At 55.5% G+C, this 23,918-nt stretch carries 22 protein-coding genes and 4 tRNA genes; 6 read left to right on the top strand and 20 right to left on the bottom strand.

Annotated features, from left to right (window positions below; genetic code table 11):
* Window position 1: 1 nt before the first annotated feature.
* Together FC18_RS11640 and FC18_RS11635 are read right to left on the bottom strand one after the other, a co-directional pair.
* The gene (locus FC18_RS11640; protein WP_054675844.1) at window positions 2–586 is read right to left on the bottom strand and encodes a xanthine phosphoribosyltransferase; all 585 of its coding nucleotides are present in this window, start codon (window positions 584–586) and stop codon (window positions 2–4) included.
* Window positions 587–964: 378 nt separating this feature from the next.
* Window positions 965–1,594 carry a glycoside hydrolase family 73 protein gene (locus FC18_RS11635; RefSeq protein WP_056976370.1) on the bottom strand — a complete coding sequence of 210 codons (630 nt, stop codon included), beginning with the start codon at window positions 1,592–1,594 and terminating at the stop codon, window positions 965–967.
* 102 nt (window positions 1,595–1,696) lie between these two features.
* On the opposite strand from FC18_RS11635, the gene FC18_RS11630 reads away from it, so the two are divergent.
* Window positions 1,697–2,662, top strand: a complete 966-nt coding sequence (locus tag FC18_RS11630; RefSeq protein ID WP_054675836.1) for a Gfo/Idh/MocA family protein — start codon at window positions 1,697–1,699, stop codon at window positions 2,660–2,662.
* A gap of 48 nt (window positions 2,663–2,710) precedes the next feature.
* On the opposite strand, the gene FC18_RS11625 is transcribed toward FC18_RS11630, so the two are convergent.
* From FC18_RS11625 to FC18_RS11575, 11 genes are all read right to left on the bottom strand, one after another.
* On the bottom strand, window positions 2,711–3,151 hold the full coding sequence (locus tag FC18_RS11625) for a hypothetical protein (protein WP_156300755.1): 441 nt from the start codon (window positions 3,149–3,151) through the stop codon (window positions 2,711–2,713).
* A gap of 62 nt (window positions 3,152–3,213) precedes the next feature.
* A complete protein-coding gene (locus FC18_RS11620; protein ID WP_056976368.1) occupies window positions 3,214–5,862 on the bottom strand; it encodes a cation-translocating P-type ATPase in 2,649 nt (882 codons plus the stop codon).
* Window positions 5,863–6,099: 237 nt separating this feature from the next.
* Window positions 6,100–6,924 carry an ammonia-dependent NAD(+) synthetase gene (gene nadE / locus FC18_RS11615; protein ID WP_054675830.1) on the bottom strand — a complete coding sequence of 275 codons (825 nt, stop codon included), beginning with the start codon at window positions 6,922–6,924 and terminating at the stop codon, window positions 6,100–6,102.
* Between the two features lie 149 nt (window positions 6,925–7,073).
* A complete protein-coding gene (locus FC18_RS11610; RefSeq protein ID WP_056976366.1) occupies window positions 7,074–8,549 on the bottom strand; it encodes a nicotinate phosphoribosyltransferase in 1,476 nt (491 codons plus the stop codon).
* A gap of 91 nt (window positions 8,550–8,640) precedes the next feature.
* Window positions 8,641–9,366: a WecB/TagA/CpsF family glycosyltransferase gene (locus tag FC18_RS11605; protein WP_156660914.1), complete on the bottom strand. Its 726-nt coding sequence runs from the start codon at window positions 9,364–9,366 to the stop codon at window positions 8,641–8,643.
* Between the two features lie 176 nt (window positions 9,367–9,542).
* On the bottom strand, window positions 9,543–10,244 hold the full coding sequence (locus tag FC18_RS11600) for a GntR family transcriptional regulator (protein ID WP_054675827.1): 702 nt from the start codon (window positions 10,242–10,244) through the stop codon (window positions 9,543–9,545).
* Between the two features lie 60 nt (window positions 10,245–10,304).
* A complete protein-coding gene (gene nagA / locus FC18_RS11595) occupies window positions 10,305–11,450 on the bottom strand; it encodes an N-acetylglucosamine-6-phosphate deacetylase (RefSeq protein WP_054675957.1) in 1,146 nt (381 codons plus the stop codon).
* A gap of 153 nt (window positions 11,451–11,603) precedes the next feature.
* The gene (gene proC / locus FC18_RS11590; RefSeq protein WP_054675824.1) at window positions 11,604–12,401 is read right to left on the bottom strand and encodes a pyrroline-5-carboxylate reductase; all 798 of its coding nucleotides are present in this window, start codon (window positions 12,399–12,401) and stop codon (window positions 11,604–11,606) included.
* A gap of 451 nt (window positions 12,402–12,852) precedes the next feature.
* Window positions 12,853–12,933, bottom strand: a tRNA-Tyr gene (locus FC18_RS11585).
* Window positions 12,934–13,005: 72 nt separating this feature from the next.
* Window positions 13,006–13,827: a metallophosphoesterase gene (locus FC18_RS11580; RefSeq protein ID WP_082403771.1), complete on the bottom strand. Its 822-nt coding sequence runs from the start codon at window positions 13,825–13,827 to the stop codon at window positions 13,006–13,008.
* Window positions 13,828–13,931: 104 nt separating this feature from the next.
* Entirely contained in the window at window positions 13,932–15,398 is a 1,467-nt protein-coding gene (locus tag FC18_RS11575; protein WP_056976363.1) for a peptide MFS transporter, read from the bottom strand.
* A 455-nt stretch (window positions 15,399–15,853) separates the two neighbouring features.
* Here FC18_RS11575 and FC18_RS11570 point away from each other — a divergent pair, with 455 nt between their 5' ends.
* Complete coding sequence (locus tag FC18_RS11570; RefSeq protein ID WP_056976362.1) at window positions 15,854–17,314, top strand: hypothetical protein; 1,461 nt, start codon at window positions 15,854–15,856, stop codon at window positions 17,312–17,314.
* 94 nt (window positions 17,315–17,408) lie between these two features.
* Here the strand turns inward: FC18_RS11570 and FC18_RS11565 are convergent.
* Window positions 17,409–17,481, bottom strand: a tRNA-Asn gene (locus FC18_RS11565).
* Window positions 17,482–17,792: 311 nt separating this feature from the next.
* On the opposite strand from FC18_RS11565, the gene FC18_RS11560 reads away from it, so the two are divergent.
* Both FC18_RS11560 and FC18_RS11555 read left to right on the top strand, forming a co-directional pair.
* Window positions 17,793–17,864 (top strand) — tRNA-Glu (locus tag FC18_RS11560).
* Window positions 17,865–17,871: 7 nt separating this feature from the next.
* Window positions 17,872–17,944: transfer RNA gene (locus tag FC18_RS11555), tRNA-Thr, on the top strand.
* Window positions 17,945–18,043: 99 nt separating this feature from the next.
* Here the strand turns inward: FC18_RS11555 and FC18_RS11550 are convergent.
* Window positions 18,044–18,415, bottom strand: a complete 372-nt coding sequence (locus FC18_RS11550) for a CvfD/Ygs/GSP13 family RNA-binding post-transcriptional regulator (protein WP_054675809.1) — start codon at window positions 18,413–18,415, stop codon at window positions 18,044–18,046.
* Between the two features lie 140 nt (window positions 18,416–18,555).
* Window positions 18,556–19,140 carry a peptidylprolyl isomerase gene (locus FC18_RS11545; RefSeq protein ID WP_054675806.1) on the bottom strand — a complete coding sequence of 195 codons (585 nt, stop codon included), beginning with the start codon at window positions 19,138–19,140 and terminating at the stop codon, window positions 18,556–18,558.
* Window positions 19,141–19,323: 183 nt separating this feature from the next.
* On the opposite strand from FC18_RS11545, the gene FC18_RS11540 reads away from it, so the two are divergent.
* A complete protein-coding gene (locus FC18_RS11540; protein ID WP_225353599.1) occupies window positions 19,324–20,307 on the top strand; it encodes an NAD(P)/FAD-dependent oxidoreductase in 984 nt (327 codons plus the stop codon).
* Between the two features lie 158 nt (window positions 20,308–20,465).
* Window positions 20,466–21,113, top strand: a complete 648-nt coding sequence (locus FC18_RS11535) for a VTT domain-containing protein (RefSeq protein WP_054675802.1) — start codon at window positions 20,466–20,468, stop codon at window positions 21,111–21,113.
* A 91-nt stretch (window positions 21,114–21,204) separates the two neighbouring features.
* Here FC18_RS11535 and FC18_RS11530 read toward each other — a convergent pair whose 3' ends face one another.
* The 4 genes from FC18_RS11530 to FC18_RS11515 all read right to left on the bottom strand — a co-directional run bounded on the left by FC18_RS11530 (window position 21,205) and on the right by FC18_RS11515 (window position 23,902).
* On the bottom strand, window positions 21,205–21,834 hold the full coding sequence (locus tag FC18_RS11530) for a TIGR01906 family membrane protein (protein ID WP_225353598.1): 630 nt from the start codon (window positions 21,832–21,834) through the stop codon (window positions 21,205–21,207).
* Window positions 21,831–22,589: a TIGR01457 family HAD-type hydrolase gene (locus tag FC18_RS11525; RefSeq protein WP_054675955.1), complete on the bottom strand. Its 759-nt coding sequence runs from the start codon at window positions 22,587–22,589 to the stop codon at window positions 21,831–21,833. The genes FC18_RS11530 and FC18_RS11525 overlap by 4 nt, the downstream gene beginning before the upstream one ends.
* Before the next feature lie 39 nt (window positions 22,590–22,628).
* Entirely contained in the window at window positions 22,629–23,237 is a 609-nt protein-coding gene (locus FC18_RS11520) for a YutD family protein (RefSeq protein ID WP_056976361.1), read from the bottom strand.
* A 65-nt stretch (window positions 23,238–23,302) separates the two neighbouring features.
* Window positions 23,303–23,902 (bottom strand): metallophosphoesterase, encoded by a 600-nt coding sequence (locus FC18_RS11515; RefSeq protein ID WP_056976359.1) that lies wholly within the window; start codon window positions 23,900–23,902, stop codon window positions 23,303–23,305.
* Window positions 23,903–23,918: the final 16 nt, after the last annotated feature.

Raw genomic sequence — 23,918 nt, 5'->3', positions numbered from 1 at the left:
CCTATGCGTCCTGTTCGTCAGCGAAAACAACCTGACCGTCTTCAAATGCCGCAATGCGAGCAAGGGAAACGACGCGGACACCCTGGTCATCGAACATCTTGCGGCCCTTCTGGAAGGTCTTCTCGATGACAATTCCGGCGCCAACGGTTTCAGCTCCGGCCTGCTTGATGATGTCGGTGAGACCCTGCACGGCCTGGCCGTTAGCGAGGAAGTCGTCGATGATGAGTACCTTGTCGTCGGCGCTCAAGAACTTCTTCGCGATGGCGATGGTGTTACTGGTCTGCTTCGTGAAGGAGTAAACGGTGGCGGTGAACATGTCATCCTTCAGCGTCAGCGACTTGTGCTTGCGTGCGAACACGAGCGGCACGTGGAATGACATTGCCGTTGCCAATGCCGGCGCAATCCCTGAACTTTCAACCGTCAAAATCTTGGTGATCTTGGAATCCTTAAACTGGTTGTAGAATTCCTTCCCCACTGCGAGCATGAGGTCTGGATCAACCTGATGATTCAGGAAGTTATCAACCTTGAGCACATCGGCCCCTAGTACAACACCGTCTTTACGAATGCGATCTTCAAGCAACTTCACCCGAATATCCCTCCACTTTTCATATATTTTAGATTGTTATTTAGATTAACACAAAGCACGTCCGCATACAAACGAATATCAACGTTGCTAATCAACTTTTCATTCGGATATTTTGCTGTTTTCACGATTTGGCGGCCGAGCATTCGTGATTTTTGGCTAAAAGACAAATAATGGCGTTTTCATTTTCCCGTTTGCAGATGAAACATTCCGCGTTTCCGAATAAAGCCGAACAATAGACGAAAAGCAGCCGGCAAAAGTACGCGGCCCGACAGTTCAACGTGGAAACCAAAAAAGTCACATATTTGCATATTCGAACTACGCAAACACGTGACTGGGCGGCGCTGGGCCGGATGTTAGGAATATGAGATTTTGCTGCGCTTAGTTAGCGTCGTAATTATCCAAGTCGTATTTTTCGACCACCTGGATAATCTTCTGCGCGTAGCCGGGATCGGTGGCATAACCGGAACTCTGCAGGGCGCTGGCCGCAGTCTTGTAGTCGCGCGCCGCAATCACCTGCGCGTACTGGCGCTGATTCCAGGTGGTTCCGTGTGCGAGCAGCTGGGCGTGGTCGCGCATCGAGGCGTAATCGTCGCTGTAACTGCGAAAACGGGCGGTGACTACTTTCCACTTGCCGTTGACGTACTCCTGCGTGGTCATCTCCTGACCCGCCTGCGCTTTGGTCGCCTTCACCCCGAACAGGTTGTGGTACTTGGCGGCCAGGTCGCTCGTGCCCCAGTTGCTCTCGAGGATTGCCTGGGCGATGGTGATGCTGGGCAACACGCCGTAGTTGACCTTCAGGGTGCGCGCGTATGGTGCCAGGTGCGCGATGAAGGCCTTCTTCTTCGCCAGCGTTGCCGCCCGCGACGACGCGGCCGCTTCATCGGCGACCTGCACGCCATGTTCGTATTGCCCGACGACCGTCACCACGCCGACCGTCAGTGCAATCACCACGGCCACAATCCCGACATACGCCGGGTTACGCCCGCGCCGGCTTCTCCGTCTTGCCACTAACTTCGCCCCTTCCGCTGTATTTAACATCAAGAATACCACAGCCCTGGCGCCAATTTCTGTTAGTATTGTGTTAAATATACTTCATTGGAGGATTCCATTATGCCGAACTATAACTGGGCCATCGTCGGCCTTGGCCGGATTGCCACCACCTTTGCGAACTTCTTCCCGCGCACTGACCAAACGCTGTACGCCGCCGCGGCCCGCGATTTGACCCGCGCGCAAACATTTGCGGCCGCGCACGACATCCCGCATGCGTACGGCAGCTACGCGGAGATGTTCGCCGACCCGAACGTAGATGTCGTGTACATCGCGACGCCGCACCCGTTCCACTACGCGCAGATTAAAGCCGCGCTCCTGGCCGGCAAGCACGTGCTGGCGGAAAAATCCATCACCATGAATAGCACCCAGTTGGATGAATTGGTCACGTTGGCTGCCAGCAAGCAGCTGATTTTGATGGAGGCCCAGACCATCTACCACATGCCGCTGTACCCGGCGCTGCAGGAATTCGCCGCAACCAACCAGCTCGGCCAGCTGAAAACCATCCAGGTGACGTTCGGCTCCAGTGTGCCGTTCGCCCCGGATGACCGCTTGTTGAACCCCAACCTGGGTGGCGGCGCGCTGCTGGACATCGGCGTGTACGCCCTCAGCTTCGCCCGCCGCTTCGTCGCCAGCAATTTGGAATTGGTCGCCACCCAGATGACTGAAACCAGCACGGGGGTTGACGGCCAGTCCAGCTTCCTCCTGCGCACCGCGGACGGCGTACAGATTACGGTCGCGCTGAACCTGCAGGCCAAAATGCCGAAACAGGGTCTGGTCGCCTACACCAACGGCTTCTTCACGGTTGATCAGTACCCGCGGGCCGACGTCGCGACCTTCACCACACCCGCTTTGACCAGCAGCACCATCACCGCGGGCGACCGCACCACCGCGCTGGCCAACGAGGTCCGTGACATGGCGGCCGCGATTACTTCCGGCGCTAACCCCACGCTGGCGTGGACCCAGAACGTCATGGCCATCATGACGGCGGCCCGCGAGCAGTGGCAATTCAAATTCCCCAATGAATAGCAAAAATCCCTGACCAGGCACCCGGTCAGGGATTTTTTTCGCACTGATTTAGACCAGCACTTGAATCTTGTTCAGGAACTTCGAAACCTTCTCGGATGCTTCATCCTGCTGCTTCTCAGCGGCATTGAAGGAATCAACGTCAATCTGCTTGTCGTCGCCGAGGCTGTCGGTCATCTGCTGACAACCTTCAACGAAACTTGCAAACGCCTTGGTCAACAACTTGTGGTTCCCGATGAAACGGGCAGGGACCTGTGCGCTTTCGAACTTCTTCAGCATTTCGGCATATTCGGCCGTGCCGGCAGCGAACTTGCTGCGGATGTCTTCGTAATCATCCTTCTTGAAGTCATCTACCTTGTTGTTGTCGATTGCTTCACGCAACTGAATGAACAGGGGATTAAGCTCGTCCTGCAGTTCATCGGTGCGGGACATTACGTTGTTAATCGTGTAGCCGTACTGGGCCATTTTCTGTTGGTTCTTATTCATCGTCATTCACCTCTCCCGTATTATACCCAATTCGCCGCGTGGCGCAAAATATAATCCAGGCAGCGCCATTACTTCTGCCGGCGCCGTTCAAAGAGTTTGACAATTTCGACGATGGCCACCATCAGTACGCCAGCACCGAGCACCATCCCCCACTGGATCAGGTCAAGTTCGGTCACATGGAACAGCCCGTTGAAGCCCGGGATCAGGACGGTAACCGCCAGTGCGGCTGCCGCAATCAGAATCGCCCAGTTGAAGGCCTTGTTGCCAAACGGCTTGATGGTAAAGAGGGACTGGTGCAGTGACTTCACGTTGAACGCGTGGAACAGCTGAATCAGGCCCAAGGTCACGTACGCCATCGTCAGTGCGTCGGCGTGAATCGCCGCGCTACTCGTGTGGATTGGGAACGTAATGGCCAGCCAGTATACGCCGAGGGTCAATGCGCCTTCCAGCAGACCCTGCCAGATAATTGCACTGCCGACCCCACCGCTCAGGAAGCTAGAGTTGCGTCCGCGCGGCTTTTGTTTCATTACCCCCGGTTCGGTGTGCTCCAGCCCCAGAGCAATGGCTGGCAACGTGTCGGTCACCAGGTTAATCCAGAGAATGTGGACGGGCGCGAGGATGTCCCAGCCGAGCATGGTCATGGTGAACAGGGTGAGCACTTCACCCAGGTTCGCCGAGAGCAGGTACTGAATGGACTTCTGGATGTTGGCGAAGACCTTGCGTCCCGCCTTCACCGCCCGGACGATGGTGCTGAAGTTGTCATCGGCCAGAATCATCGCACTGGCGCCCTTCGCAACTTCCGTCCCGGTAATGCCCATGGCAATCCCGATGTCGGCAGCCTTCAGGGCGGGCGCGTCGTTCACCCCGTCACCGGTCATCGCGACGACCTTCCCTTGCTTCTGCCATGCGTTCACGATGCGTACCTTGTGTTCCGGCGCCACGCGGGCGTAGACGGAGTAGTCCTGGACGTGCTGCTCGAAAGTAGCGTCGTCCATCTGGTCCAGGTCGCGGCCAGAAATGACTGCGGCGCTGTCGCCGCGCGGAATGATTCCCAGACGTTCAGAAATCGCCTGGGCGGTATCCCGGTGGTCCCCGGTAATCATCAATGGGCGAATCCCCGCAGCCTTCGCTTCGGCCACCGCTTCCTTAGCCTCTGGCCGTTCAGGGTCAATCATGGCCACGAAGCCGGCAAAGACGAGGTCATGTTCAATGCTTGCGGGCGTCACGGTTTCGGGTAAGGACGGCAAAATCTTGTACGCCATCCCCAGCACCCGCAGTGCCTGCACCGCTAGTTCGTGGTTCGTCGCCAAAATAGCGTCGCGGTCCGCAGCGGTCATTGGCCGTGCGGAGCCCGCTTCGTCAATCATGGTCGCCTGGCGCAGCAGTTCGTCCGGTGCCCCCTTGGTGGCCACTAGAATCTGCCCATCTGGCAGCGCGTGCAGCGTCGTCATCAGTTTGCGTTCGGAATCAAACGGCACTTCCGCCACGCGCGGCGTCTTCTGCAACGCGTCTTGGTAAGCGAAACCGTGCTGCTTAGCGAACGCCACCAGCGCGGTTTCGGTTGGGTCCCCGAGCAGCGTACCGTCAGCCTGTTCCTTCGTGTCGTTGGCGAAGGTCATGATTGGCAGCAGCTTACTCGTATCTGCCACGCCATCAGCGGCGGCATGGAGCTTACCGTCGTAGTACGTCTGCTCGACGGTCATCTTGTTTTGCGTCAGCGTCCCGGTCTTATCGGAAGCAATAATGTCCGTGCTCCCCAGTGTTTCCACGGCGGGCAAGCGGCGCACAAGCGCGTTGTGCCGCGCCATTTTCTGCGTCCCGAGTGCCAAGATGATGGTGACAATAGCCGGCAAGCCTTCCGGAATCGCGGCCACGGCCAGCGAGATGGCCGTCAGGAACATTTCGGCTGGCGATTCGGTACCACGCATAATGCCGACGATGAAGACAATCACGGCGATGACCAGGATGAGCCAGGTCAAAGAGCGGCCCAGCTTAGCCAGGTTCGCCTGCAGCGGCGTCTGATTTTCCTTCTGGTTGTCCAGCATCTTGGCGATGTGCCCAACTTCGGTCTCCATCCCCGTCGCGGTGACGACCCCGACCCCGCGACCGTACGTCACGTTGGTGCTCATGAACGCCATGTTCGTGCGATCCCCGATACCGGCCTCGTCTGCGATTACATTGATGTTCTTCTCAGTCGGCACACTTTCACCAGTCAGCGCCGCCTCTTCAATCTTGAGGTTCGCCGACTCAATCAGACGCAGGTCCGCGGGTACCACGTCCCCCGCTTCCAGCAGCACCACGTCGCCGGGCACCACGTCGCTGCTCGGGACGATAACCACTTCACCATCCCGGCGCACGTGCGCACTCGGGCTGGTCATGGCCTGCAGCGACTCGATGGCCGCCTCCGCCTTGCTTTCTTGAATCACCCCGAAGACGGCGTTCAAGATGACCACCGCCAGAATAATCCCGGCGTCGGCCCATTCGTGCACCACGACCCCGGCAATCAGTGCCGCCACCAGCAGCACAATAATCATGAAATCCTTGAACTGATCCAGGAACCGGGCCAAAGTGGTTTTCTTCTTCTTGCCCGCAAGCTTGTTTTGCCCGTGTTCTGCTAGGCGTTTGCTTGCTTCCTGCGCACTCAATCCTGATGTCTGCACCTGCTCTTTGGCAAGCACTTCATCAGTACTTAGTTGGTAGATATGTTTTTCTGCCATTGTCGGCCCCTCCTGTATTGGTTGGTCAGCAACCGCCGTCTGGATAAAAAAAGAGACTTACAGACCAAATACATGGTCCATAAGTCTCACCAGTTTAATGCGACACCAGAATATTGTCCTAGTTGATGATGTCGCCACAGCTGTTGCTGCCGGTTACTCCCTTATTTACATCTAATATTTTACATTAGTATCAGCCTGTTAACAAGCGGCTAAATGTAAAGGTTGTGTATCTTGCGACTACTTCCAGAAGGTGTCGTACGGCGTGATTGGCAAGTGGCGCTTGTGCTCGGTCTTCGTGTACCAGTTCTCAATCTTCTCCGCGACCTTTTCCGCCACGTCTTCGCCCCGCAGGTAAGCGTCGATGTCCGCGTAGGTGACGCCGAGAGCCACCTCGTCAGCCAGTGCGGGCCGGTCTTCCTCGAGGTCAGCGGTTGGTGCCTTCTTGTACAGGTGGGCCGGTGCGCCCAGTTCCTTGAGCATAGCCGCACCCTGACTCTTGTTCAGGCCGGTCAGGGGCGTCAGGTCAGCTCCACCGTCACCGAACTTGGTGTAAAAACCGGTGATGGCTTCGGCCGCGTGGTCCGTCCCGATAACGGCGCCGTGGGTCTGGCCCGCGATGGCGTACTGGGCAATCATGCGGGTGCGGGCCTTGATGTTGCCCTTGTTGAAGTCGGAAACGGTCAGCTCGTTCGCGTCCACGGCCGCAACCATGGCGTCAACGGAAGCCTTGATGTTCACGCGCTTGGTCTGGTCGGCCTGCATGAAGGCGATGGAGTCCATAGCGTCCTGCTCGTCGGCCTGTTCACCATACGGCAAGCGTACCGCAATGAACTGGTAGTCCTTCCCGGTTTCCGCGCGCAGTTCGGTGACCGCCTTTTCAGCAAGCGCCCCGGCTAAAGTCGAGTCCTGGCCCCCGGAGATGCCGAGGACGTAGGTGGTAAGGAACGGGTACTTCTTCAGGTAGTCCTTGAGGAAGTTAACCCGGGTCCTGATTTCGGTTGCTGGATCAGATTCTGCTTTGGCGTGCAGCGTCTTGATGATTTCTTTCTGCAAAGTGCGCATGATATTCCCCTTTTTACTTCATGATATTTTTTACGATAAGCCTGCTGGAGCCAAAATGCTAGTGTTTTTGTCAGCATTATTGCCAAAAAACAGCACAAACCAAGTCAGATAGACTGACTTGGTTTGGCGGTGACACTATTTAGCTATGCCTACTTGCTCTGTTCGATGTTGCGCGCCACGTCTTCGTGGACCTTCTTGATGTAGTTCATCTTGTGGTCCCAAAGCGCCTGTGACAGGTCAACCGGGTAATCTTGCGGATTCAGAACCCGCTTGTATTCATCCCAGAGTGATTCGAGGTTGTTAGCCGCAAATGCGCGGATGTCGCGCAGCGCGGGCATCTTGTACACCAGGGTCCCCTTGTCGAAAATCGTCTGGAGAACTGGGCGTGCGGTGAAGTTCCGCAGCGTCTTGTTGATGTAGGTGTACTGAGGGTGGAACATGAAGAGCTCGTCCTGCTTGGTTGGGTCTTCATCCATGCGTGCCACGTAGTCCCCTTCGGATTTGCCGAGGTGGTTGGACGTAATCCGCCATACCTGCTTCTTGCCTGGAGTGGAAACCTTCTCGGCGTTGCTGGACAACTTGATGGTGTCCACCATTTCGCCGTTGCTATCTTCAATGGAAACGAGCTTGTAGACGGCCCCAAGCGCGGGCTGGTCAAAGGCCGTGATGACCTTCGTGCCGACGCCCCAGACGTCAATCTTGGCGCCCTGCATCTTCAGGTTCTGGATGGTCTTCTCGTCCAGGTCGTTGGAAGCGTAAATCTTCGCCTGGTCAAAGCCGGCTTCATCCAACTGCTGGCGGACGCGCTTAGAGATGTACGCCATGTCGCCACTGTCGATACGGACCCCCTGGAAGTTGATTTTGTCGCCCATTTCGCGCGCCACGCGGATGGCACTAGGCACCCCGCTGCGGAGCGTGTCGTAGGTATCAACCAGGAAGACGCAGTCGCGGTGGGTCTCGGCGTAGGCCTTCATCCCCTCGTAGTCGCTGCGGTAGGTCTGAATCAAAGAGTGCGCGTGGGTCCCGCTAGCAGGAATGCCAAAAATCTTGGCGGCACGCACGTTACTGGTGGCGTCAAAGCCCCCAATGTAAGCCGCACGGGTGCCCCAGATGCCGGCGTCCATTTCCTGGGCGCGGCGGGTCCCAAATTCCATCAGTGGGTCGTCACCGGCAGCCGCACGAATCCGTGCCGCCTTGGTCGCAATCAGAATCTGGTAGTTCAAGATGTTCAGAATTGCGGTTTCGACCAGCTGGCACTGCGCCAGGGGGCCCTCAATCTGCATCACGGGTTCGTTGTTGAAGACGAGATCGCCCTCAACTGCGGAACGAATGCTGCAGGTGAAGCGCAGGTTAGCGAGGTAATCAATGAACTCAGAGTCCCAATCCTGAGTTTCGCGCAGATATTCAATATCCGTTGTGGAAAAGCGCAGGGTCTCGAGGTAGTCAACTACCCGTTCGAGCCCGGCAAAAATTGCGTAACCATTACCGTACGGAATGTTGCGGAAGTAGCTTTCGAACACCGCGTTGCGCTCCGAAATGCCTTCCTTCCAGTACGTGTACATCATGTTCAGTTCATACAAATCCGTGTGCAGCGCAAGGCTGTCATCGGGATACGTCGTTGTCATAATTTCCTCCAAAAGAATCTTGGGCGTATTGCCACTATGCTGTGAATCTACGTTGAGCACCCACAAAAGGCGGGATGCGTATGTTTACACGTTATCTATGCTGCGACTTTCTCACTTCCACCAAGAATTTTGGAAGAACCATCATCCGCCCAATCCGACTCGGCTGTTTGAGCAGGCGGTAGAACCACTCTAGATGCGCATTTTGCATCCAGACTGGGGCCCGCTTGGCCGTGCCGGAAAGAACGTCAAAACTACCACCGACACCCATCAAAACCGCGGTGGGCAATGCCGGCTGGAGTGCAGCCAGGAATTGTTCCTGGCGCGGGAAGCCGAGTGCGGCAAACACGATGTCTGGCTGGGCGCCAATAATGCTCTGGCGCACATCCAAATCCTCCAGGTCGAAGTATCCGTCCCGCGCACCCACAATCTGCAGGTGCGGGAAGTCCTTAGCGACCCGAGCAACAGCCATCTGGTTCACGTCGGCCTTGGCGCCAAGCAGGTAGACCCGCTTGCCGGTTCGATCCGCATCCGCGAGCAGCTCGAGCATGAGGTCATACCCCGTTACCCGTTCTGGTAGCGGCGTGCCGAGCATGCTGGCGCCCTTGATGATGCCAATTCCGTCCGCCGTCACGAGGTCGGCATGCCGCTGAATCAACCCGGAATATTCTGGGTGGTCCCGTGCGTACATGACGATCTCGGGGTTGGCGGTGACGATGAAAGTCCCCTGGGCATTGCTGGTGCGGTCTGCAATCAGCTTGATTGTTTGCTGCATATTAAGCTTGGCGAAATCCACGCCCAATACTTTGACAGTGTCGATAGTTAGTTCCTCGCAATACATGCGGGCAGCACCCGCGAATAATCTACCGGGTGGCAAGACAGGCCAACCAGTTATCGGTATTGTACCATAATCCGGCAGTTCGGTCATATTGGGCGGGCTTAAACCAAAAAATCCACATCCCGGCCAGAGCCAAGATGTGGATTGCATTGTGCTGCTTAACGGTCGAGGAAGAACTCGAACCGGGACCCGACGTACTGGGTGCGCACGTATTCAAATGGCAAGCCATCCTTCAGGTAGGACACTTGACGCAGGCGGAGAATCGCATCCCCGCGCTTCACGTCCAGGTATTCCGCCGTCCGTTCGCTGGCCAGCGTCGCGCTAACCATCTGCCGCGCGCCGCCGATTTCGAACCCGCCCTTTTTCTCCAGTGTGTGGTAGAAACTGCGGGTGACTTCGGCCTTGCTGAAGTTCTTCACCAAGGAGTACGGCACGGTCGCCACTTCAAAACAAATCGGCACGTTATCGCCGAACCGAATCCGCTCCATGCGCAAGACTTGTTCAGAATCGCGCAGACCGAGCTTTTCAATTTCGGACAGTGACGGATTGGCGATGTGGTAGCTAATGGTGCGGCTCGATGGGTGCTTCCCCTGCGCCAGCATCACGTCAGTAAAACTGGTGACGCCGGACATTTTTTCCTGCACCTTCTGGCTCGCAACGTACGTCCCCGCACCTACGCGCCGTTCAAGAATCCCTTCGTCCACCAGTGTTTGCACAGCCTGGCGCAGCGTCATTCGGGAAACGGAGAAGGAAACAGCAAGCTCGCGTTCAGAGGGAATCCGATCGCCAACGTGCCATTTGCCAGCTTCAATGTCTTTTTTAATCTGGTTATGAATCTGAATATAGACTGGAGATTCCATCTATTTGCCTCCCGAAAAACCAATTGTCGTCATAGTTGTGCTGACTGCGTGCAGTATCAGTTAGTCCTTAGTTGCGTGGAATGCACCGTAACTGTAGGTCGCCTGCAAATCAAGTTCCTGGTCCATGATGTTGATGTCGGCATCCTTACCAACTTCGAGGGTCCCCTTGGAAGCAAGGTTGAATTCCTCGGACTGGTTAACGGCACTCATCTGCACGGCGTCAGCAACACTGGCACCCATGAAGTTAACCGCGTTCTTGAAGGCGTCCTTGTACATCAGCACGGAACCGGCGAGCGTGCCGTCAGCCAGTCGCGCCTGCTTGTCCTTAACGTAAACCTTCTGGCCGCCCAGTTCGGATTCGCCTTCTGGCATCCCCTTACTGCGCATGGAGTCGGTGACCAGGTCAATCCGCTTAGCACCCTTAACGCGGAAGGCGAGCTTCAGCATGTCAGGTACGATGTGGAAACCATCGGCGATGAGTTCAGCGTAAATCTGGGGCTCGAGCATTGCGTGGCCGGTAACACCAGGTTCGCGGTGCTTGAATTCGCGCTGAGCGTTGTACAAGTGGGTCACGTGGGTTGCCTTGCTTTCGAGCATGTCGGCCCGCGTTGCGTTACTGTGACCAGCGGAAGGCGTGATGCCCATCTCAATCAAAGCATCTTCGAATTCACGTGCGCCTGGCTTTTCTGGTGCGTACGTGATCAGCTTAACGCGGCCGCCGGACAGCTCGTTCCACTGCTTAACGAGGTTAGCGTCTGGCACGTGGATGTACTGTTCAGGCTGAGCACCCTTGAAGTCCTGGGCGATGAATGGGCCTTCGAGGTGCACACCCTTGATGATTGGGTTGCGGTCAGCGGCGGCAGCAACCCCGCGCATTGCCTGGTCAATGTTTGCAACTGACTGGGTCATGGTGGTGGCGAACAGGGTGGTCACCCCTTCGTGTTCCATCATTGCGGTTGCCATCTGGTCAATCTGGTCAGCATCGCCGTCCATGGCGTCGAAGCCGTAACCACCGTGTGCGTGCACGTCGATGAAGCCAGGAATTACCAGCAAGCCGCGCAGGTTCTTGATCTGTTCGCCGGGCTGGGGACGGTAGTCAGCCATGGGGCCAACGGCAAGAATCTTGTCGTCGAACCGGATGTATCCTTCGTCAATCTTTTCCTTACCGGTGTAAATCACAGCGTGCGTCAATACAGTAACGGTCAAAATGTCCACTCCTTAATCTTGCGTCCAATACGGTCGTCCCGGTATCTCCGGGTTTACAATTATTGTATATCGGTATAGACCAAATAGCAATTGGTTTAGACCAATTTTTCGCAACAAAAATAACTTTGGGGACCGCAACCATTCACAGAACGCTTAATCGCCGCCGTTCTCCCGCGCAATCGTGGCGTCGAGCCCGGCAACCACGCTGGAGCTAAAGCCCTTGTCCTCCATCGTCAGGTAGCCGCGAATCGTGGAGCCGTTCGGGCTGCAGACCTGGTCGATGAGGTCGCTCGGCGAAGTGGTGCCCGCCAGCACCATCTCGGCACTACCGGCAACCGTCTGCGCGGCAATGCGGACGGCATCGGCCTTGCTGATGCCGTGCTTCACGCCGGCACGGGCCATCGCATCGATGAACAGGTACGCGAATGCGGGGGCGGACCCGGCGAGCGCAACGAAGGTGGAGAAGTCATCTTCGTTCAGCTCCATCGTCTTGCCGATAGCATCGAACAAGCCGAGCACTGTCTGTGCGTCGTCTTCAGCCGCGTCGTTAATGGCGTACGCGGTCATCCCCGCACCAATCTTGACGTTCAGGTTCGGTAGCAAGCGCACGATTGGCTGGCCGGCCGGCACGTGCTGACTAAGTTCAGCCAGACTGACGCCGCTGACAATGGATGCCAGCACAACCTTGTGCTCCGCAAATGCGGGCTGCAGCACATCCAGCACGCGCCCGTAAATCTTGGGCTTAACCGCCAGCACCACAATATCGCTGTTCGCCACCACAGCCGCATTGTCGTTCATGACGTGCGCGCCAATGGTCTGAGCGTAGTCACCGTAGTGTTCGATGTGCCCACTGTGCAGGTACAGGTCGCTGCCGGCAACAGTCTTGTTTGCCAGCAGGCCATCAATAATGGCGCGCGCCATGTTGCCGACGCCGATAAAACCGATACGCATTGGGGTTACCTCCATTGAATGACTGAACGCCGTCAACGCGGTTCCAGCCATAATTTTAATTGTAATATCCGGATTTTAGTAAATTGGTATGCTTTGATTTGCTAGGCATTATAAAACAGTTAACCGTGTTCAAGCCTAGATTACTGTAATAATCGTAGTCAATAACATTACTGATGTCAATCCAAAAAAAGCCGAAACTGGTATAGCATAAAAGCAGTTTATTCAAAACAAAAACCGCCAGACGGGAGTTATCCGACTGGCGGTTGCGTATTAGCATGCGTTTTGGCGCTGATCAAACTGGGCGGGGGCGCGGAGACCGAGGTCGGCGGCAATTATTGGCAAGGGTTTGATAGAGTGCACACTGCTTTTGAAAGCCAAAATACAAGCATTTCTTCTATATTAGGTTGAACAAAAAAACACCACAGATTCAACAATCTGCGGTGCCGTCTGATGGAGGATCTAGGATTCGAACCTAGGAACCCGAAGGAACGGATTTACAGTCCGTCGCGTTTAGCCTCTTCGCTAATCCTCCATGTCTTGTGAACGAAAATAATCTTATCGAAAATTCGCGCAAAAGGCAAGTACTTTCAGGCAAAAAAGCACACTATTGCAAATCTACCACCTGCAGCGTGGCCCGCCACTCGGTCATGAAGTCGCTTGAATTCCACTCGTGCCGGCGTGCGGTACCGTAGCCCACGGGCGTGTGCAAATACTCGGTGCCATCCAGCACGCGCGGCGCATCCCGGTGGTGCAGGTGGCCAAACGCCGCATAAGCAACCGTGTTTTGCTGTAATAGCACCCCGAGCCGCGCACTACCCAGCATCGCGGCGGCCTTGGCGCCCACGTCATCGTGCAGCATCCGCGGATTCAGGAACTTCGCCCGCGGGACAAAGTGTGTGGCAAAGAGCACCCGGCGCCCGGCAGCCGCCCGCAACGCCGCTGCGACCTGCTGCAGCACCACGTCCATGCGCTCCGGATCAGTCAGCGGCTGTTCAATCACGCCGTCAATCCAGTAGGCCTTCTTCCAGTGCCACAGCGCTTCCGGTGTCAGCTCAGCAGCCGCTGGTGCAAACGAGTAATCATACCAGCCGTTATTGCCCACCAGCGTCCAGTCTGTGCCCGGCAAGTTTTCCGCCCGATTGTGCTGATATAGCGGGTCGGCCAGCCCCTCCAGTTCCGCATAATTCGTCCCACGAATCATGTCGTGGTTGCCGGCCAAGTAGCGTACCTGCGTTGCCGGACCGACCAGTTCTTGCAACTGGGCATAAAACGCCCGCGTCTTGCGCATATCGTTGAACGTGTCGCCGGTATTCACGTAATAATCAATCTGTCGGGTGCGCAATTCAGCCGCCATGGCGTGCGCCGCCGCATCCACGTCAACGCGATTAATATCTAAATGGTTATCGGAACTAACCGCAATCCGCATCACGGCACCACCTTCCTGCGCGTATTGTACCACGCCTACGACCAAAAACGCCCGGACGCTCCAAGAAAGGAGTGCCGGGCGTTTGCGGTCAGCGGTAAATCGATTTAGTTAACCCCAGCCATAAGCTTTTCAATCCGTGGGGTGACGAACAGGAGGACAACGGCGAGGAGGACGGTTGCGCCCCCAACCAGGCCGAAGAACCAGAATTCGTTGGCAGGCGTGTAGAGTTTAACGACCTGCGCATTAATTGCCTGAGCAGCGGCGTCAGCGAGGAACCACATACTCATCATCTGGGAACGGAATGCGCGTGGTGCGAGCTTCGTTGTCACGGAGAGGCCGACTGGAGAGATCAGCAATTCCGCAATTTCAACGATGGCCCATGAGAGCACCAGCCACAGTGGTGACACCAGGCTGTGCGTGCCGTGCATGCCGACTGGCAACATCATAACGATGAAGCTGAGACCGGCGAAGACGAGGCCAAGCGTGAATTTCTTCGGGCTGCTTGGCTGCTTCTTGCCCAGGTGCATCCAGAGCCAAGCGAAGAATGGCGTGTAGAGCACGATGAACAGTGGGTTCAAACTCTGGAACCAACTAGCCGGAATGGTGAAGCCAAGGAAGTTCAGGTTCGTCTGCGTCTGCGCGAACATCGCCAGCACAACGGAACCTTGTTCTTCAATCGCCCAGAAGATTACGGCCGCGATGAACAGTGGAATGTAGGCCCAAACACGGCTGCGTTCAACCTTGGTGACCTTCTTACTGGTCAGGAACATCACGAAGTACGCGATTGGCACGATGATGGCAATCAGAGTGATGAAGTTGATGACGTTGGTCAGGTTGAAGTTGCCGGTAACGCCCATGATGCCGAAGATGGCAGCGACGACGACGATTGCCGCAACGACCTTGATAACCAGGGCCTTCACTTCGTCAGCCTGCAGTGGATCCGGCGCAGCAAAGTCGTCCTTGTTCAGGTACTTGTTCCCGTCAACGACGAAAAAGAAGAGCCCGATAGCCATCCCGATGGCAGCGAGGGAGAACCCAAGGTGGAAGTTAACCTTCTGTCCGAGCCAGCCAACGATCAGCGGTGCGATGAAGCTCCCGAGGTTAATCCCCATGACCAGCATGGAGAACCCACTGTCCCGCCGCGTGTCTTCTTCGCTGTAGAGGCCCCCGACCATTTCGGAAATGTTGGGCTTAAGCAGCCCGGTCCCGATAACAATCAGTGCGATTGAAGCGAACAGCGCCATTTCGCCGAATGGCAGCGCGAGGAAAATGTGGCCGAACATGATGAAAATCCCACCAATGAACACGGTCTTGTGGCCACCCCAGAGTCGGTCAGCGGCGAACCCACCGAGGATTGAGCTGAGGTAAACCAGTGAACCGTAGATGGCAGTCACAGACATGGCGGTCGCCTTGTCCATGCCCAAACCGCCCTTGGTCACAGCGAAGTACATGTAGTAAAGCAGGATGGCCTTCATCCCGTAGTAACTGAATCGTTCCCAGAATTCGGTGAACGCCAGCGTTGCTAGCCCACGGGGTTGACCAAAGAATGCGTGGTCGGAATCTTTATTCACGGAGAAACTTCCTTTCGAAAAGCGTAAATTTATAAATTGTTTCGTAATAAGAACATATTTTAATCTTAAAATGGCCGTGACACAAATCAAAATGAGACATTGTGTCACAATTCGGCATTTTGATTAGCGCGGTTTTGGGGTTTTCTGACCTGAGTTTTGCATTTAAATTGCGTAAGTGTGGCGTAATACTGAAATTTATCTCATTTACACAAATTCGTTCAAGTGACACAAACACGCGTGTTTTGTAGTAAAAAATCTATAAATTCCGCCAGTTCAGGTGTGGTTGCGCTTACTATTTATACGACACTGTGTCATAATATGCATATCCGGAATTTATTTGTTCACAAGCGCCGAACAAGCGTCGTTTAAAGCTTGATTTGCACGCTAAAATTATTTATAAATTAGGTAGTTGGCCGAACCCCGTATTATGAGGACAACGGCAAGGAGGCAAAAGCATGCGTATTGCTGACACATTATTGACCGACAATGATCGGCGCAAACTCGACTTGTTTGTCTTTCTCCGCGAAATGCCTACGTCTGCGCGTGAATACGCGCTGGAACGCCGCATTCCCTACTCCACGGCCTTGCGTCTGTACAAAGAGCTGCGCACGGACGTTAAATCGTTATGCCCGGATGCCACCAAACGCGAGCTGGATGAACTGACGCCCCTGACCATCAATGACTACCGGCGTTTCCTCTATAGTTCGAGTGTCACTGGGCAGCTGATTGACCAAGGCTTTACCCACGACGTGCCCTCGATGGCGGATTTCGCTAAGGCCCAGCACATTAGCGTCATCACCCTGAAGCGCCGCATCGCCCCCTATATCAGCGAACTGGAGCGGCATAATATTTGGTTCGACGGCGGCAAGCTCACCCTGTCTGTCTCCGAGCCGGTCACAGAAAGCATTCAGTACTCATTCTTTAAAACAACCGAAATCAGTATCCCGCAAAAGATGACCCCCGCGGAGTTAACGGTTCTGGAGCAAATTGCTTCCTTCTATGAAAAGAGCGATTTGTTGCAACAAGACCATGCCGTCCAGGCCGACCGGCGGATTATCATCAGTATCTGGATTGTGCGGCTGCGCAACCTGCCCAACGTGCTCAACAATCAGGACCAAATCGGCCGTGAACACGCGCTGGTGCACCCGCACGCGGAACTGGACCCAATTTCGCAAGCCGTCCAGTCAACCGGACTGTGGAGCGGCACCGTCAGCCAGCTGCACCACGCAATCAAGCAGCTAGATTATCTGGTGTGCTACATGCCGTACCAGGTGCAATACCTCTCCGCCGCCGGCCACAAGAAGTTCATGCAACAAGTCGGCATCGGTGCCCCGAAAATGCCCAAAATGCTGCGGCCAATCAAACGCGGTGATGCCATTGAACCCAAGATTGCCCGCATCTACTTCCGCATTGCGTCCATTGCGGTATTCATGAATATTTTTGGCGTCGTCCCGTTCTTTGACGGCGGGTTCATCAAGCTCGAGAACTACGCGCCGGAATCGGCGCAACTGACCGCCCTTGTCAGCGAAGTGCTGCCCACCGAGCTGCTAAACAAGCTCTCATCCAGGAACGTGGCCATGCTCGTCCAGTACGCCCACAAGCACCTGGGGATGCTGATGATGCAGGGCTGGCGCACCACCGTGTACATGTCTGATGAGTTCACCCCACTAGAACACGACGTCATGTCCAACTGGTTCTGGGGCCTGATCGACATCAAGCCGCAAAGCGCAATCGGCCCCGATTCTGTGCCCGGGAGCTTCCTGATCTATCAGCACCACTGCGATGATACGGAGGCATTGATGACCAAGTACCACTTAGAAGGAATGCAGTGGATTTCTGAACTGCCCGCCGCCGTTAACGCCGGCCGCTTATGCAAGAAGTTGCGCATTGATCAGCAGTCCATCTTCTCCGTGTAAATATTAAAAAGTCGCGGGCCCATCAGTTGTGATGGACCCGCGACTTTTTGCACAAAAAAAGCGCCGCCGGATTGCTCCACGCGACGCTTCAGAACTCCGGTTGTCAGACTCGAACTGACGACAACCTGATTAACAGTCAGGTGCTCTACCAACTGAGCTAAACCGGAATAAGTATTCTTAGCACGAGAAAAATAATACAACGGAATTGCCTGCCCCGTCAAGAATTTTGTGACGAAAAGCGCAATAAATATTTTCGCCCGCACCAGTACGGGTTCCCCGCCCCGTTTCTGAAAGAAAAGGCACACTTGTGGCATAAATGCTCGACTTAATTCGGCCGCAGAATGCCCAGTTACCGGCAATCTCGCGGCCAAATTGCAGAATATTTTTCACAAATACCAAAATTTCGTCACTTTTTCTGTAAAAAGGGGTAGACAGACTTCCACAATCTTAGTATAGTATATCTTGTTGTTGATGACATGGCCCGTTGGTCAAGTGGTTAAGACACCGCCCTTTCACGGCGGTAACATGGGTCCGAATCCCGTACGGGTCATCAATATGCCAGCTTAGCTCAGTTGGTAGAGCATCGGTATCGTAAACCGAGGGTCACAGGTTCGACTCCTGCAGCTGGCATCGATATACACGGATAACACCTCGCATTTGCGGGGTGTTTTTTTGTCCCCCGCCGCTAACCAAAGAACACCACCCGCCAAATGCGGGTGGTGTTCTTCGTTAATGATTATGTTCGTCGTAGGCTTGGAAATCAGAAATCCAGCCGGCCAGATTGTCCGCAATCGGCTTAAACCCACTGTGGGCCTTTCTGTTCGTCCAAAAATGCTTGCGGCGTCTGCGCCCAGATACTGGGCGATCCTGCAGCGCCCGAATGGATAAACTAATCTTGTGCGTATATTCGTCAATGTCCAGAATAATAACCTGGACTGCCTGCCCAACCTGGAATACATCATTGAGTGACGCCACGTAACCTTGCTGACACTCAGAGATGTGAATCAGACCTTGTTCCTCGTCGTCCAGGGCAACAAACGCCCCGTACGGCTGAATTCCGGTAACCTTGCCAGTCACGATATCACCGATGCGATAATTCATACTGACACTTCATTCCATTAGACTTCCTCAAAATTATAACAGTTGGTCGCAGTTAAAAAAAGGCACCTGCTGCATATTCACGCACAATGCCGCGCATCAGGGACCAAAAAAGGCCGGATTACTCCGGCCTCAGCGATAATTTATTCAGTTACGGTTGCAGAAATAATGGTGACGTCTTCTGCAGGCTTGTCGCCAGGCAGTGTCTTCACGCCGGCGATTTCGTCGACCACGTCCATACCGGTCATTACCTGGCCAAAGACGGTGTGCCGGTGGTCAAGCCATGGCGTGCCCCCCTGCTTGTAGGCTTCAATGATTTCGGCTGGGTAACCAGCTGCGTCCATCTGCTGGAGGAACCCGTTGTTGATGTTCTTGTTCTGCACGATGAAGAACTGACTGCCGTTGGTGTTCGGACCAGCGTTAGCCATGGAGAGGGCCCCACGCAAGTTGAATGCCTGGTTGCTGAATTCATCTTCGAAGCTGTCGCCGTAGATGCTCTCGCCGCCCATCCCGGTACCGGTTGGGTCGCCACCCTGAATCATGAAGTCAGGAATCACGCGGTGGAAGATAATGCCGTCGTAGTAGCCCTTCTTCGTCAGACCGACGAAGTTCGCAACGGTCTTCGGTGCAACGTCTGGGAACAGCGCAATCACGATGTCGCCGTGGTTGGTGTTCAGTGTCACTGTTGGTCCCTGGTGGTTTGCCAGGTCAAGCTGTGGATAAGTCATGTTTGCCTCCCAATATTTATAAACTGTCTTCTATCATAACCGATTATCGCGCTGCTTGCACCGTCTCCGCCATTTTCGCCGCGAATATTCACGCGCTGTCACTTTGAGTTACGCTAAATTGCCTTTCCCGCAACCGGTAAATTCGTGTAAACTATGGATTAATAAGAAAGGATGTGGATATTCGTGCACATTTACGATATCGCCGTCATTGGTGCCGGACCCGTCGGCATGTTCGCGACGTTCTATGCCGGGCTGCGGTCCGCGGACGTCGTGCTCATCGAAGGCACAGCACAGGTTGGCGGGCAACCGACCGCGCTGTACCCACAAAAGAAAATTTATGACATCGCCGGAATGCCAGAAATCTCCGGCCAGGACCTCGGGGTAACCCTGGCCCAGCAGATGGCGCGCTTTGACCCCACCATCAAGTTGAACACCAAGGTGACCAGCATCGAACAGGCGGATGAGTACCTGGACCTGACTGCCGGCAGCGAGCATATCTACGCCCGCGCCGTAATCTTGGCGACTGGTGCCGGTGCGTTCGCGCCCCGGCCGCTAGCGGCACCGTACGACCACGCGCTGGACGGCAAGCGCGTGCTGTACACCATCACCGACCTGGAGCAGCTCCGCGGTGCACACGTTGCCATCGCGGGCGGCGGCGACTCGGCCATCGACTGGGCCCTCGCACTGGAGCCAATTGCCGCCCACGTGGATTTGATTCACCGGCGCGACCAGTTCCGCGGACTAGAAAGCAGCGTCACCGCGCTGCAGCAAAGTCATGTCGAGTTGCACACACCTAAGTTGATTGCGGAACTCCACCAAGACGGTAGCCAGCTGGACCTTGATTTGCGCCCCGTGCGCGGCGAGGAACACGAGCATCTGCACGCCGACTACCTGCTGGTCAGCTACGGTTTTGCCAGCGACAACAAGCAATTGCGGGCTTGGCACATCGATCTGGAGCACAACCAGGTCCAGGTCAGCCGCGAATTCGCCACCAGCCGCCCCCACGTGTACGCAATCGGCGACGCGGTCACCTACCCCGGCAAGCTCAAGCTGATTGCCAGTGGCTTCGGTGAGGCCCCCACAGCCGTCGACAGCATCATGAAGGAACTGTACCCACAGCGGCGGGCGCCACTACATTCCAGCAGCATGATTCAGGACCACAAATAAATCGGTCAACTGAACCAGGGCGCCTCGTCCTGGTTTTTTTGAACCCGCGACATTTTCAGCAATGTTACCGATTTTTAATGAATATTTGCACTAATGCTACTGCTAAGGCCCGCAAACTTAGGTATACTAGGCAACGTACACTACTTTGGAGGATACATATGTCCACATTAATTGATTTCGTGTTGCACGTTGACGACCACCTGGTGAACATCGTGCAAACATTTGGCGGCTGGACCTACATCATCTTGTTCGCCATCATCTTCATCGAAACCGGCGCGGTCATCCTGCCTTTTCTCCCCGGGGACTCCTTGTTATTCGCGGCCAGTGCGCTGGCGGCCAACGAGGTTTACCACCTGAACATTTGGCTCTTCGCCGCGCTGTTCCTGATTGCCTGCCTCGCAGGGGATTCACTGAACTTCCATATCGCGAAGAAGCTCGGAAAGGCGGCCACGAAGAGCTCGTTCTTCGGCAAGTACATCAATGAGGAGAAGCTGCACGAAGCGGAAGGGTTGTTCGACCGCATGGGGGACATCGTCATCACCCTCGCGCGGTTCATGCCCATCATCCGCACGTTCATCCCGTTCGTTGCCGGGGGCTCCACAATGACCTACAAGCGGTTCTTACCTTACAACTTGCTGGGCGCCGTCTCCTGGGTTGCGCTCTGCTGCATCGCCGGTTACTGGTTCGGGAACACCGCCTTCGTGAAGGCCCACTTCTCCGCCATCGTGCTCGGCATCATCCTGGTGTCGCTGATTCCAATCGCATTCACCGCCATCAAGGGCTCACTCAAGAAAACTAAAGCTTAACTATTGACTATGCGTTCGGCAACTGCCGGACGCTTTTTTTGTGTCTGGCGCGCAAAAAACCGCCCTTCCTGGCAGAAGTGCGGTTCCATGGTTAGTTTAATTTTGCGTCCTTTTTGCCCGTGTAAATCAGCCAACCCAAAACGCTGAGGAAAATGGCAAATCCCAGCACGAAGCACACGGCAAAGAAGTTCTCCGGCAACACGTTGATGATTGGGTCCGTGCGCGGATCGAACAGCCAGTCGTTGTTCCGGAAGAGCAGCTTGTGGAAGCCGATGAAGAACGCATCGAAGTTCATGGCCATGATGGCGACCATGGCGACGGAGAACAGCACCCCGCCGCGGGCCTGACCCACCAGTTCGTACCGCTCCCGGCGAACGGTCAGCTGCCGCAAATAGCGCAAGGTCGGCCACGCGGTCACCAGCATCACTGCAATATCGAACACGAACAGGTTACGGACATCGGCAAAGTGCCGAGCCCCCGAAGTGCTGACGATGAAGTTATTGAGGTGCACCACATCCCCGGAGAACGGGTTGTACAGGTACAGCATCAGTTGCAGGTAGTTGTGGTACAGCTTGCCTGCCCCCATCCCCGCAATCTTGGTGAGGTGTTCGACCTGCACGGCGATGGGGAAGAAAATCAGCGAGAGCAACGTCACAAGGAAAATGCTGGCGCTGATGAGGAAGAGCCAGAATGCCAGCACATGGCCGGCACGCCGCATCATACTTCCCACTCAGCCAGACTGTTCACGACGTGGGTTGGCTGAATAGCCTGGCCCGCGACCTGCGCTGGCGTCGAAATGCCGGTGTAAACGAGCAGCTGGTCAATCCCGGAGTTAATCCCCGCCTTGATGTCCGTGTTGTAGTTGTCCCCAACCATGACGCAATCCTTGGCGTCGAGGCCCATGACGTCCAGCGCGGCGTCCATGATTGGCCGGCGCGGCTTGCCGATGTAGAAGGCCTGCTGCTGGGTGGAGCGTTCAACCAGGGCGATAACGGACCCGGCACCAGGCACCTGACCGCGTTCGTTTGGCAGGTTGGTGTCTTCGTTGGTCCCGATGAACATGGCCCCACGCTTGATGGCCAGGGTCGCGAGTTCGAACTTGTGGTAGGTCACGTCGTAATCAAGCCCGACCACCACGTAATCAGGGTCGTAATCGTTCAGCTGAATTCCGGTGTTCAAGATGGCCTTCTTCAGCCCGATTTCGCCGATGATGTAGACGGACTTGTTGCTTGGATCCCCGCCATTTTCGCGGCTGATGTAGTTCGCCGTGGCCATGGATGGAGTGTAAATCTCGTCAGTCGTCACGTGGATGTCGTGCTTTTCTGCTAAGAAGTCAACGACCATTTGTGGCGTCCGCGTGGTGTTGTTGGTTAAGAACAAGAACGGAATCTGTGCCGCCTGCAAGCGTTCAACGAAGTCCTTTGCTTCCGGAATCCGCTCGTTGCCACGGTAGATGGTGCCGTCCAAATCAATCATGTAGCCTTTGTATTTCGTCAAAATAAAAATTCCTATCCTTTAATCAGTTTTGCGCACGGTAAAATGGCGTCCGTGCCCCTTACCGGCTGTGTGGACCTGCTCATTACGTCCACGCTCCGGCCGGCTGGTGGCGCCGCGCTTTTCCGCGTAGGGCTTGCCGCTCCGGGGCGTGTGCTTGCGGCGCGGCGCTTCGTCTTTGTGCCGCCGGTCAGTACGGTCCCGGCCGTAGCGCGACTCGTCAACCGGGTTGGGCTGCCGGGTGCGCGGTCGGCGCGGTTTGCGCACCACCACGGGCTTCTCAGGCGCGTCGATGCGCTCCAAAATGAAGTACGCACAGCCGAAGTTACAGAATTCGAGCAAGTAATCCTGCACGTGCCCAATCCGCTGGTCCGGGTCGGCCTGGTGGTTGGTGTCCGCGTAGAAGCCCTTGAGCCGCAACTGTTCGTAGCCCCAGTCGCCAACGATAAAATCGTATTTGCCCAGGATTTCGTCGTAGCGTTCGCCAATCCGCGTTGTATCCACGGCGTCCTTATGGTTCACGGCCACCTGGTACCGGCGACTGTTGATGGTAATCAGCGTGGGTGTCACCTGCGCCACGTGGGCGCGCGGTTCAACCGGTGCCGTTTCTTTGTCATCGTCTTGGTGCATGCGGATTCCTCCCGTCCCTGTAGTTGCAAACTATTTCAGTTTAAACTAGTTTGCCCGATTACGCACTATTTACTCTTCGCCAGCACGTCCGCCTTGCCGCGGGCGATGGTTTCAATGTCGCGCATATTGAGCGGCGACCCCCATGGCAAGTCCGGCACAAAGTCACGCTCGGGCGCATCCACGCCCACGTTGATGTTCGTGGCCGTATGCACAGAGCTGTGGTGGATGTGGCCATGCAGATTCAACGTCTGGTGCACGATGCCCATCATGAGCGGGTAGTGCGTCATGAAAATCTGCTTGTGGTTCTCCTTGATGATCGCACCAACGTCGTGAAAACTGAACTTATCCTGCCCATTTAACTTGGGGTCGTGCGCGTGCAAGTACTTGAATAAGCTACGGTAATCGTGGTTTCCCTTAATGAACACAATACGTCCATGCAGCTGCGCCAGAATCGCCAGCACGTCCGCATCATCCGGCACGTTTTCGGGATTCATCGCGATGTCGCCGAGGTGGTACACGACGTCGTTAGCATCCACGCGAGCATTCCACGCGTCAATCATGGCCTGATTCATCGCCGCCGTGCTGGCAAACAGCCGCGGGGCGAAGTCATTCCAGCCGAGCAAGTCGGCGTGGAAAAAATGTGTATCAGCAATAAAAAAATTCATGAATAAATTGGTCCTT

It is taken from the genome of Lacticaseibacillus sharpeae JCM 1186 = DSM 20505, from assembly GCF_001436225.1.
Lineage (GTDB): Bacteria > Bacillota > Bacilli > Lactobacillales > Lactobacillaceae > Lacticaseibacillus > Lacticaseibacillus sharpeae.
The sequence above is the reverse complement of the archived record's forward strand: the minus strand, read 5'-3'. Positions and strand labels throughout refer to the sequence as shown.